At 68.3% G+C, this 10,709-nt stretch carries 12 protein-coding genes; 10 read left to right on the top strand and 2 right to left on the bottom strand.

Going from position 1 to position 10,709, the window contains the following annotated elements:
- Positions 1–750: FAD/NAD(P)-binding oxidoreductase (locus G3N96_RS16000; protein WP_206137779.1), on the top strand; the 750-nt coding region annotated here is incomplete at its 5' end.
- Positions 751–881: 131 nt separating this feature from the next.
- Here the strand turns inward: G3N96_RS16000 and G3N96_RS15995 are convergent.
- On the bottom strand, positions 882–1,826 hold the full coding sequence (locus G3N96_RS15995; protein ID WP_206137778.1) for a LysR substrate-binding domain-containing protein: 945 nt from the start codon (positions 1,824–1,826) through the stop codon (positions 882–884).
- Positions 1,827–1,989: 163 nt separating this feature from the next.
- Here G3N96_RS15995 and gtdA point away from each other — a divergent pair, with 163 nt between their 5' ends.
- The 8 genes from gtdA (at position 1,990) to G3N96_RS15955 (ending at position 8,466) form a co-directional block, all read left to right on the top strand.
- Positions 1,990–3,033, top strand: a complete 1,044-nt coding sequence (gene gtdA / locus G3N96_RS15990) for a gentisate 1,2-dioxygenase (RefSeq protein ID WP_206137777.1) — start codon at positions 1,990–1,992, stop codon at positions 3,031–3,033.
- 97 nt (positions 3,034–3,130) lie between these two features.
- Positions 3,131–3,829 (top strand): fumarylacetoacetate hydrolase family protein, encoded by a 699-nt coding sequence (locus G3N96_RS15985; RefSeq protein ID WP_089462786.1) that lies wholly within the window; start codon positions 3,131–3,133, stop codon positions 3,827–3,829.
- 25 nt (positions 3,830–3,854) lie between these two features.
- Complete coding sequence (gene maiA / locus G3N96_RS15980) at positions 3,855–4,496, top strand: maleylacetoacetate isomerase (protein ID WP_206137776.1); 642 nt, start codon at positions 3,855–3,857, stop codon at positions 4,494–4,496.
- Positions 4,497–4,515: 19 nt separating this feature from the next.
- Entirely contained in the window at positions 4,516–5,724 is a 1,209-nt protein-coding gene (locus G3N96_RS15975) for a 3-hydroxybenzoate 6-monooxygenase (protein WP_124577585.1), read from the top strand.
- 80 nt (positions 5,725–5,804) lie between these two features.
- The gene (locus G3N96_RS15970; protein ID WP_206137775.1) at positions 5,805–7,169 is read left to right on the top strand and encodes an aromatic acid/H+ symport family MFS transporter; all 1,365 of its coding nucleotides are present in this window, start codon (positions 5,805–5,807) and stop codon (positions 7,167–7,169) included.
- 98 nt (positions 7,170–7,267) lie between these two features.
- A complete protein-coding gene (locus G3N96_RS15965; RefSeq protein ID WP_206137774.1) occupies positions 7,268–7,618 on the top strand; it encodes a metalloregulator ArsR/SmtB family transcription factor in 351 nt (116 codons plus the stop codon).
- Entirely contained in the window at positions 7,608–8,042 is a 435-nt protein-coding gene (locus G3N96_RS15960; RefSeq protein WP_206137773.1) for a YeeE/YedE family protein, read from the top strand. The genes G3N96_RS15965 and G3N96_RS15960 overlap by 11 nt, the downstream gene beginning before the upstream one ends.
- 1 nt (position 8,043) lies before the next feature.
- Entirely contained in the window at positions 8,044–8,466 is a 423-nt protein-coding gene (locus G3N96_RS15955; protein WP_206137772.1) for a DUF6691 family protein, read from the top strand.
- Between the two features lie 154 nt (positions 8,467–8,620).
- On the opposite strand, the gene G3N96_RS15950 is transcribed toward G3N96_RS15955, so the two are convergent.
- Positions 8,621–8,971, bottom strand: coding sequence for a hypothetical protein (locus G3N96_RS15950; RefSeq protein WP_206137771.1), 351 nt, complete (start codon positions 8,969–8,971; stop codon positions 8,621–8,623).
- A gap of 203 nt (positions 8,972–9,174) precedes the next feature.
- Between G3N96_RS15950 and G3N96_RS15945 the strand changes: the two genes are divergently transcribed.
- Positions 9,175–10,659, top strand: a complete 1,485-nt coding sequence (locus G3N96_RS15945) for a PLP-dependent aminotransferase family protein (protein ID WP_206137770.1) — start codon at positions 9,175–9,177, stop codon at positions 10,657–10,659.
- Positions 10,660–10,709 lie beyond the last annotated feature (50 nt).

Genomic DNA, 10,709 nt, shown 5'->3' with positions numbered 1-10,709 from the left:
GAACAGGCCGCATGGGGCGACGTGGCCGGGTTCGGGGCGGGGCTGTGGCGCTGGCCGTCGAAGCTTGCGCAGGCCGCGAAGCTCGTCTCGGCCGCCTATCGGCCCGATGCGCATGTCGTCGAAGCGTTCGGCGACAAGCGGCTCGAACGCGTGCGGATTCGTCAGGGCGATCGCGAGTTCGACGTCGACTGCGACCGGCTCGCGTGCGGCTTCGGGCTTGTGCCGAACACCGTGCTGCCGAGTCATCTCGGCTGCCGGATCGACAACGGCGCGGTGGCGGTCGATGCGCACCAGCGTACGAGCCGCGATGGTGTTTTTGCGGCGGGTGAGTGCACGGGCGTCGGCGGCAGCGAACTGGCGATGGTCGAAGGCGAAATCGCCGGTTTGGCGGCGACCGGGCAGACGGCGCAGTTGGCCGCGCTGGTTACGCAGCGGGCGCACTGGCAGGTGTTTGCCGATGCCGTGCGCGAGCGTTTCGCGATCCGCGAGCCGATCCGCCGGCTCGCGCGGGCCGACACGTTGCTGTGCCGTTGCGAGGACGTGCGTTTCGATGCCGTCGCGCAAGCGCCGGGCTGGACGGCCGCGAAACTGCAATCACGTTGCGGGATGGGCGCGTGCCAGGGCCGCGTGTGCGGCGCCGCCGCGCAGGCGCTGTTCGGCTGGACGCCGCCGGTGCCGCGCACGCCGCTCGTGCCCGCGCGGGTCGGCACGCTGATGCTGGACAGTACGGCATCCTGCGATGGCGCGTGACGCGTCGCGGCAACCCGGCACCACGGCACCACGGCACCACGGCCCCACGGCCCCACGGCACCACGGCACCACGGCACCACGGCACCACGGCACCACGGCACCACGGCCCGGTTGACACCGGGCCGAGCCATTCATTCCGCCTTCACTTTCTCCCATCCGCCGACCTGCGGCGCCGCACAGGCGCGCAGGCACTCGATCGTCGCGGCCACGGCCGCGCGATTCGCGCTGTCGGGGTGCCAGTACATCGACACCGCGCCCTGGCCCTCGAGCCGCATCGGCAGGATCCGGATCGCGTTCAATTGCGCGAAGCGCTGCGCAGCACGATGCGACGCCACGCCGAGCAGGTCGGTGTTGTTCAGCAGCGTGAGGTTGAGGATCGACGAATTCGATTCGACACAGTGTGGCGGCCGTACGCGGCCGGCGGCCGATAGCGCGGCCTCCAGCGCGTTGTGCACGGGCGTGCCCGACGGCCATACGATCCACGAGTAAGCGAGCACGTCGTCCCAGCCGACCGACGTCGCACCGGCGAGCGCATGGCCGGGCCGTGCGACGAACACGACCGGGTCGACATACAGCGCTTCGGCATGCAGCAGCGGATCGACGGATGTCGACCCCGAGCGGCCGACCACGATATCCAGTTCGCTGCGTGCGAGCTGCGGCATCAGCTGGTTCATCGTGCTCTCGGTCATCCGCACTTGCGCGCGCGGCATCCGTTTCAGCAGCTGCGACACCGCGAGCGGCACCGTGTCGGCCGCCGCCACGCCGGACGTGCCGATCGTCACGAGGCCGCTGCCGCCTTCCCGCAGGGCGGCCATGTCGTCGCGCGCGACGTCGAGCTGCGCTTCGACACGGCGCGCATGCTCGATCAGCGCTTCGCCGTACGTCGTCGGCCGCAGGCCGCGCGCATGCCGCTCGAACAGCGGCAGCCCGACATCCTCTTCCAGTTCCTTCAGCCATTTCGACAGCGCGGGCTGCGTGGTCGCGAGCGCGACCGCCGACTGGCTCAGATTGCCGGTGCCGGCAAGGCTCAACAGTACCTGCAGATGCCGCAGTCGCAGCCGGTGGGTCCAGTCCATCGCATGCCTCGTCGCGAGTAGGTATATCCAGAAATATATGGATCAGATGATTTGACCATTTTACCGGGTATGTCTGGGTCGAATATAAATCAGCTAACGGACTGCAGCACGGTCCCGCCCCGACATAGCGCCGACGCCGATCGGCCGACTCCAAGGAGACATCATGACGACCCACCCGGACGCGTCGCGCGCCGCCTACTACGCACGGATCGCCGAGCAACGCCTGGCGCCGCTGTGGGAATCGCTGCACAACCTCGTGTCGAAAACCCCGCAGCCGGCCGCGCAGGCCGCGATCTGGAAGTACGCGCAGGTGCGCGACCTCGTGATGCAGGCCGGCAGCGTGATCAGCGCGGAAGAGGCGGTGCGCCGCGTGCTGGTGCTGGAGAACCCGGGGCTGCCCGGCAAATCGAGCATGACGCCGACCCTGTACGCGGGCCTGCAACTGATCCTGCCGGGCGAGATCGCGCCGAGCCACCGGCATACGCAGTCGGCGCTGCGCTTCATCGTCGAAGGGCGTGGCGCGTGGACGGCCGTGAACGGTGAGCGCACGACGATGCATCCGGGCGACTTCATCATCACGCCGTCGTGGGCATGGCACGACCATGGCAACCCGCCGGAAGAAGCGGGCGGCGAACCGGTCGTGTGGCTCGACGGGCTCGACATCCCGCTGCTCGCGAACCTCGACGCAGGCTTCGCGGAGAACTACCCGGAAGCCGTGCAGCCCGTGAATCGCCCGGAAGGCGACAGCTTCGCGCGCTTCGGTCACAACATGGTGCCGGTGCGGCATCGCGCGAGCGATCCGACGTCGCCGGTATTCAGCTACCCGTATGCCCGCACCCGCGAGGCGCTCGACGCGCTGTACCGGAACGGTGAGCTCGACGCGTGGGACGGTGTGAAGCTGCGCTACGTCAACCCGGCGACGGGCGGCTGGCCGATGCCGACGATCGCCACCTTCATGCAGTTCCTGCCGGCCGGTTTCGATGGCCGCACGTACCGCAGCACCGACGCGACGATCTATTGCGTCGTCGAAGGCGGCGGCACCGCGCATATCGGCGGCAATGCATTTGAATTCGAACCGCACGACATTTTCGTCGCGCCGTCGTGGGCGCCCGTGCGGCTATCGGCGTCATCCGACAGCGTGCTGTTCAGCTATTCCGACCGGCCCGTGCTGTCCGCGCTGAACCTGCTGCGCGAAGCGCGCGACTGACAGCGGTCGCTTTCGACGATTCGTTTCCCGTTTTCCGTTTCCCGTGCGTCGCTGCGGCGGCGCGCCCCCTTCATTCGAATTGATGCTGGAGCCATTCATGACTTTCGTTTTTCCGCCCGAAGCGCCGGTGGCGCTCCCCGTCGCCGGCAGCGACGCGCAGTTCGCGGTACGCCGGGTGTATTGCGTCGGTCGCAACTACGCGGCCCATGCACGTGAAATGGGCTTCGATCCCGATCGCGAGCCGCCGTTCTTCTTCTGCAAGCCGGCCGATTCGATCGTGCCGGTCGCGTACGGCGAAACGCTCGATCTCGCATATCCGTCGCAGACGCAGAACTATCACTACGAAGCCGAACTCGTCGCGGTGATCGGCAAGGGCGGCTCGGACATCCCGCTCGAGCGCGCGCTCGAACACGTGTGGGGCTATGCGGTCGGCCTCGACATGACGCGCCGCGACCTGCAGATGAAGATGCGCGAGATGGGCCGGCCGTGGGAGATCGGCAAGGCATTCGACCGCTCCGCGCCGATCGGGCCCGTGCATCCGGCGAGCGACGTCGGTCATTTCGAGCAGGGCGGCCTGTGGCTGACCGTCAACGATGCGACGAAACAAAAGAGCGACGTGTCGCACCTGATCTGGTCGGTCGCGGAAACGGTGGCCGACCTGTCGAAGTTCTTCCGCCTCGAACCGGGCGACGTGATCTTCACGGGCACGCCCGAAGGCGTCGGCGCGGTGGTCGCGGGCGACGTGATGAAGGTCGGCGTCGAACGGCTTGGTGAACTGACCGTGCGCGTGGTCTGACGCATCTTGATCAAAAGGCGACATCGTGCAACTGCATAGCTTCTTCAACAGTTCGACGTCCTACCGGGTGCGCATCGCGCTCGCGTTGAAAGGGCTGCCGTACGACACGCTGCCGGTGAACATCCGCACCGGCGAGCATCGCGAGGCGGCCTACGTCGCGAACGTGAACCCGTCGGCCGCGGTGCCGGCGCTGGTCGACGGCGATTTCCGTCTCGGGCAGTCGCTTGCGATCCTCGATTACCTCGACCAGATCCAGCCGACGCCTCGCCTGATTCCGCTAGAACTGCGCCAACGCGCGCGCGTGCTGGAACTCGCGGCGCTGATCGCATGCGACATCCATCCGGTCAACAACCTGCGCGTGCTGCGCTATCTCGACACCGAGTTGAAGGTCACGCCGCAGCAGAAGACCGCGTGGTACCGGCACTGGATCGCGGAAGGAATGGCCGGCGTCGAGCGGCTGCTCGCGCGCGCGGACGAGGGCCCGTGGTGTTTCGGCGACACGCCGACGCTGGCCGACGTGTGCCTCGTGCCGCAGGTCGCGAATGCGTTGCGGATGGATTGCGACCTGAGCGCCTATCCGCGCAGCCTCGCGGTGTTTGAACACGCGCGGCACGAGCCGGCGTTCGACGCGGCACAGCCGCAGCGACAACCGGATTACGTCGCGTAACACAAAGCAGGAGACAGACATGGGTGAGACAAAACACAACGGCCGGCGCGTGCTGGTGATCGGCGGCGGCATCGGCGGCCTTGCGACGGCGCTCGCGCTCGCGCGCCAGGGCATTCGCGTGAAGCTGCTCGAACAGGCAGACCGGATCGGCGAGATCGGCGCGGGTATCCAGCTCGCGGCGAATGCATTCAACGCGCTCGACGCGCTGGGTGTGGGCGAGGCCGCGCGCAGCCGGGCGGTGTTCACCGACTGGCTGCAACTGATGGATGCGGTCGATGCGCGCGAGGTGGCGCGCGTCGATACGGGCGCCGCGTACCGCGAGCGCTTCGGCAATCCGTATGCGGTGATTCATCGCGCGGACATTCACCTGTCGATCTACGAGGCGGTCAAGGATCATCCGCTGATCGAATTCCGGACGAGCACGCAGGTGTGCGGCTTCGAGCAGGACGGCAACGGCGTGACCGTGACCGACCAGCACGGCGAACGTTATCGCGCGGATGCGGTGATCGGCTGCGACGGCGTGAAATCCGCGATCCGTCAAGCGCTGATCGGCGACGCGCATCGCGTGACGGGCCACGTCGTGTATCGCGCGGTGGTCGACGTCGACAACATGCCGCAGGACCTGCAGATCAATGCGCCGGTCGTGTGGGCCGGCCCGCATTGCCATCTCGTGCATTACCCGCTGCGCGGCGGGCGGCAGTACAACCTCGTCGTCACGTTCCACAGCCGCGAGCAGGAAACCTGGGGCGTGCGCGAGGGCAGCAAGGAAGAAGTGCTGTCGTACTTCGACGGCGTCCATCCGCTGCCGAAGCAGATGCTCGACCGGCCGACGTCGTGGAAGCGCTGGGCGACCGCCGATCGCGATCCGGTCGAACGCTGGAGCGAAGGCCGCGCGACGGTGCTCGGCGACGCCGCGCATCCGATGACGCAATACATCGCGCAGGGTGCGTGCCAGGCGCTCGAGGACGCGGTGACGCTCGGCGCGGCCGTGGCCCGCACCGATGGCGACTTCGAGGCCGCGTTCGCGCTGTACGAACGTGTGCGGATTCCGCGCACCGCGCGCGTGCTGTATTCGGCGCGCGAGATGGGGCGGATCTATCACGCGAAGGGCGTCGAGCGGCAGGTGCGCAACGGGCTCTGGGTCGGCCGCACGCAGGCGCAGTTCTACGATGCGCTCGACTGGCTGCACGGCTGGCGCGCGGAGGATTGCCTGAAGTCCGTCGCGTAACGCGGCACGGTTGGCCCGATTCCGGCGGCGCGTCATTCAACGACACGACGCGCGACCGCCTTCCTGGAGGAGACACCATCATGACCGATACGCTGTCCATCGACGTCAGCGAATGGATCGACCGGCATCGCGTGGCGCCGTTTCAGGCCGCGATCGTCGTCCTGTGCTTTCTGATCGTCGCGATCGACGGTTTCGATACCGCATCGATCGGGTTCATCGCCCCCGTCATCCGCGCGGAATGGGGGCTGTCGCCCGCGCAGCTTGCACCGGTGTTCGGCGCGGGGCTCGCGGGACTGATGGCCGGCGCACTCGTGTTCGGGCCGTTCGGCGACCGGTTCGGCCGCAAGCGGCTGCTGCTCGCCTGCGTGGCATGCTTCGGCATCGCGAGCGCCGCGTCGGCGAGCGCGGGCGGCCTGACCGAGTTGATCGCGTGGCGCTTCGTGACCGGGCTCGGGCTCGGCGGCGCGATGCCCAATGCGATCACGCTGACGTCCGAATACTGCCCGGCGCGACGCCGCTCGCTGCTGGTGACGACGATGTTCTGCGGCTTCACGATCGGTTCCGCACTCGGTGGGCTTGCGGCTGCGTCGTTGATCGAACACCACGGCTGGCGTTCGGTGCTCGTCGTCGGCGGCGCCGCGCCGTTGTTGCTGCTGCCGGTGCTCGCGTGGCGGCTGCCGGAATCGGTGCGCTATCTCGTCAACACCGGCGCGGCGCGCGAGCGGATCGCGGCGATGCTGGGGCGCATCGCGCCGGATCCGCATCTTGCGAACGCGTCGTTCATCGCGCCCGCCGGCAAGCCGGCCGGGTCGCCGCTCGGCCGCCTGTTCGGTGCCGACCTGCTGCGCGGCACGCTGCTGCTGTGGCTCACGTTCTTCATGAGCCTGCTCGTGATCTACCTGCTGTCGAGCTGGCTGCCGACGCTGCTGCGCACGACCGGCGCGACGCTGCAGACGGCCGCGCGCGTGACCGCGATGTTCCAGGTCGGCGGCACGCTTGGCGCGATCGTCCTCGGCGGGCTGATGGACCGTTTCGACCCGCATCGCGTACTGGCCTGCAGCTATGCGGCGGCCGGCGTATTCGTCGCCGCGATCGGCGTGTTTGCCGCATCGCCCTGGGGCGCCGCGCTCGCCGTGTTCGCGGCTGGCTTCTGCGTGTCGGGCTCTCAGGTCGGTGCGAACGCACTGTCGGCTGCGTTTTATCCGACCGAGTGCCGCACCACCGGCGTGAGCTGGGCGAACGGGATCGGCCGGGGCGGTTCGGTCGTCGGATCGATGGCGGGCGGCGCGATGCTCGCGATGGGCGTGCCGTTGTCGACTGCGTTTGCCGTCGTCGCGGGGCCTTGCGTGATCGCGGGGATGGCGGTGCTGGCGCTCGGCGTGGTGCGTGCCGATGCGGCGCGCATGCCGGCCGCGAAGGCGATCGCGGGCAAGCAGACCACTTGAGCGAAGGAAGCGGTGTAAAGCCGTTTGCCGGCAAACAGCGAGGATCATCATTATATAAATTAATATAATATTGATGCTTTAATTGTCCCCCTGCGCCGATGAACGACGATCTATCCCCCGGGTTGCCGGAACCCGGCCCGATGCGCGCGGCCGCCGAATCGGCCTGCGCGCTGCTCAAGGTGCTGTCGAATCCCGACCGGCTGCTGCTGCTTTGCGAACTGTCGCAGGGCGAGCGTTGCGTCAGCGATCTCGAGACCGCGCTGGACATCCGCCAGCCGACGCTGTCGCAGCAGCTCGGCGTGTTGCGTGACAACGCGCTGGTTCGCACACGCCGCGAGGGCAAGAACATCCACTATTCGCTCGACAGCCCGGCCGCGATCGCGGTGATGGGCGTGTTGTACGAACAGTTCTGCGGCCCGGCCGCGAAGGGGCGGCGCGATGCAGCTTGATGCGCTTCATTTCACGCCGTGGCTGTCGCTGGCCGGCGGCGTGCTGATCGGGCTCGCGGCCGCCTGGCTCGTTGCGTTCAACGGCCGGATTGCCGGCATCAGCGGCATCGTCGGCGGTCTGCTCACGGCACGCGCCGGCGAGCGCGACTGGCGCGCGGCGTTCATCGCCGGACTGATCGCCGCACCGCTTGTGACGTACGTCGCAGGGAATCGTATGACGCCGCTTGTCGATGCAGGCTGGGTCGAACTGGCGGCGGCCGGGCTGCTGGTCGGCGTCGGCACGCGCTACGCGGGCGGTTGCACGAGCGGTCACGGCGTGTGCGGGATGTCGCGCGGTGCGCTGCGCTCGGTGGTCGCGACGGTGGTCTTCATGGTCGCGGGCTTCGTGACCGTCTTCGTGCGACGGCACGTGCTGGGAGGCTGACATGCAGGCAGGGTTCGCGTTTCTGGCCGGGCTGCTGTTCGGCGTCGGCCTCATCGTGTCGGGCATGGCCAATCCGCAGAAGGTGCTCGGTTTTCTCGACCTGGCGGGGCGCTGGGATCCGTCGCTCGCGTTCGTGATGGCCGGCGCGATCGGCGTGGCCGTGTTTGCGTTCGCCTGGGCGAAGCGACGGACGCGGACGTGGCTCGGCTTGCCGATGCAGTTGCCGGCCGCGCGGGCGATCACCGTGCGGCTGGTTGCCGGAAGTGCGGTGTTCGGCATCGGCTGGGGGATCGCCGGCTTCTGCCCGGGGCCTGCGATCGTGTCGATCGGCTTCGGGTCGGCGAAGGGGATCGTGTTCGTCGTCGCGATGCTGGCCGGGATGGCGGTATTCGAATGGGTCGAGCGGCGCAGGAGTGTGCGGTGATGTCGTGATCGTCGCGTGGCAGGTAGGGCGCGACGGTTGAACCGGTCAAAGTCGGTTGATTCGTATGAGCGCGGTCGAACCGGATCGCGCCAGATTTCTGCTGAATGATGCGGTGGCAGCCTGATGCACTTCAGTGACGCGACATATCGCGATTTCAGGAATGCTCGCGTACTTGATGGCCGCCGCGTATCCGTCCGGACAGCCGGCGCAGGATCGTGCGCCACACCGCGAGCACGCCGGGCGGTTCGGCCGGCGCCACGATCGCGGTACTGACCGCGCCCGTGCCGCCGGCCGACAGCGCTACGTGACCGGCCGTCTCGAGCGTCAGGCATTCGCCTTCGTCGAGCAGGCGGCGAATGTGCTGCGGGGTGTCGGGCAGCCAGTCGAGCCCGCCGTGGCGCAGCGTGACCGCCAGCGCGCCGTCCAGCACGATTACTTGGCTGCCCTTGTCGAACCACGCAAAGTGGCTTTGCCCGGCGTCGAGCCGGATGTGATGCGTTCGCATGGCGATTCCCTTTCCCGGTTGCACGGCCTCGCGACGGCGAGGCGACAGCGTGCCATCAGGTTAGGGAAACGGGCACCGGCACGACAGATTCAGGGGCCGGGAATCTGTTGCGGTGCAGACGACGATTTTGCGTCGCTGTATCGGTGGGTTTCCCCGGAATCTGTATCTGGCGTGCGATCGGCCGCGCGGGCACGATCGGCTGCATGACGCCTTTCGCCGATTCATCCCGCCTGCCTTTGCCCATGGACGGCGAGCCGCTTTACGAACGGCTCGCCGAGCATTACCGCCGCATCATCGCGGCCGGCACGCTGTCGCCCGGTGACCGGATGCCGTCGGTGCGCGCGTTCATGGCACAGCACGGCGTGAGCCTGTCGACCGCGATCCAGGCGTTCCGGCGGCTCGAGGATACCGGCTGGTGCGAAGCGAAGCCGCGCTCCGGCTACTTCGTGCGGCGCCGCGCGTCGGCCGCGCTCGACACGCTGCCGGAAAGCGACGGGCCGCCGCTGAGCGTCGAGCCGCCGTTCGCGGGGCTGCACGAACGCGTGTCACGCGTGATCGACCGCGCGAACGCGGCACCCGATGCGCTGAATCTCGGCGGCGCGTCCGCGCTGGCCACGCTGTATCCGGCCGAGCGCCTGCAGGCGCTCGCGATCCGGTTGTTGCGGCGCAAGCCCACCTTGCTGACCGATGCGGGGCCCGTCGGCGGTTCGCCCGAATTCCGGCAGACGATGGCCAAGCGCGCGCTGTCGTATGGCGTGACGGTGACGCCGGACGACGTGATGTCGACGAGCGGCGGCGTCGATGCCGTGAATCTCGCGTTGCGCGCGGTGGCGCGCCCCGGCGACACGATCGCGATCGAATCGCCGGCCTTCTTCGGCTTGATCCAGTTGCTCGAAAGTCTCGGCCTGCGCGCGCTCGAAATCCCGGCCAGCCCGACGACCGGCCTGTCGATCGATGCGCTCGAAGTGGCGCTGACCGCGTACCCGGACATTCGGGCCGTGGTCGTCGTGCCGAACCTGCAGAACCCGCTCGGCTGCGTGATGCCCGACGCGCGCAAGGCCGCGCTTGTCTCGCTCTGCGCGCGCCATGGCGTGGCCGTGATCGAGGACGAGCCTTATCGCGAGCTCGTCGAGGCGCCGCAGCCGGTCAAGCCGGTGAAGGCGTGGGACCGCGACGGCACGGTGATCTACTGCCCGTCGTTCAACAAGGTGCTGGCCCCGGGGATGCGGCTGGGCTGGATCAGCGCGGGGCGCTGGCACGCACGCGTGAAGATGCTGAAGTTCGCACACAGCCGGCACAACGCCGCGTTGCTGCAGGCCGTTGCCGCGGAATTCGTCGGCTCGGGCGCGTTCGATCGCCATCTGCACCGGTTTCGCGAACAGTTGCGCGTGCAGCGCGACGTGACGATCGATGCGATTGCGCGGCATTTCCCGGCCGGAACGCGGATGAACCAGCCACCGGGCGGGATGCTGCTGTGGATTGCGCTGCCGGACGGTGTGCGCTCCGAGGCGCTGTTCGACGCCGCGCTGGCACACGGTGTCAGGGTCGCGCCCGGCTCGATCTTCTCGAATTCCGACCGCTTCGACGGCTATATCCGGCTCGCTTGCACGCGCGTGGCCGATGCGGCGCACGAAGCGGCATTCGAAACGCTCGGCCGCCTCGTACGGGAAGCCACCGTGGCCACGTAAGCACGGTGTCGGCCGGGCGGGCTAGCGAATGCGCAGGCCCTCCGTCTTTC

It is taken from the genome of Burkholderia sp. Se-20373 (genome assembly GCF_017104705.1).
GTDB lineage: Bacteria > Pseudomonadota > Gammaproteobacteria > Burkholderiales > Burkholderiaceae > Burkholderia.
The sequence above is the reverse complement of the archived record's forward strand: the minus strand, read 5'-3'. Positions and strand labels throughout refer to the sequence as shown.

Coding starts and splice junctions, on each gene's coding strand:
- G3N96_RS15995 (WP_206137778.1), bottom strand. CDS start 1,826: ATGGACTGGACCCACCGGCTGCGACTGCGGCATCTGCAGGTACTGTTG.
- gtdA (WP_206137777.1), top strand. CDS start 1,990: ATGACGACCCACCCGGACGCGTCGCGCGCCGCCTACTACGCACGGATC.
- G3N96_RS15985 (WP_089462786.1), top strand. CDS start 3,131: ATGACTTTCGTTTTTCCGCCCGAAGCGCCGGTGGCGCTCCCCGTCGCC.
- G3N96_RS15975 (WP_124577585.1), top strand. CDS start 4,516: ATGGGTGAGACAAAACACAACGGCCGGCGCGTGCTGGTGATCGGCGGC.
- G3N96_RS15970 (WP_206137775.1), top strand. CDS start 5,805: ATGACCGATACGCTGTCCATCGACGTCAGCGAATGGATCGACCGGCAT.
- G3N96_RS15965 (WP_206137774.1), top strand. CDS start 7,268: ATGAACGACGATCTATCCCCCGGGTTGCCGGAACCCGGCCCGATGCGC.
- G3N96_RS15960 (WP_206137773.1), top strand. CDS start 7,608: ATGCAGCTTGATGCGCTTCATTTCACGCCGTGGCTGTCGCTGGCCGGC.
- G3N96_RS15955 (WP_206137772.1), top strand. CDS start 8,044: ATGCAGGCAGGGTTCGCGTTTCTGGCCGGGCTGCTGTTCGGCGTCGGC.
- G3N96_RS15950 (WP_206137771.1), bottom strand. CDS start 8,971: ATGCGAACGCATCACATCCGGCTCGACGCCGGGCAAAGCCACTTTGCG.
- G3N96_RS15945 (WP_206137770.1), top strand. CDS start 9,175: ATGACGCCTTTCGCCGATTCATCCCGCCTGCCTTTGCCCATGGACGGC.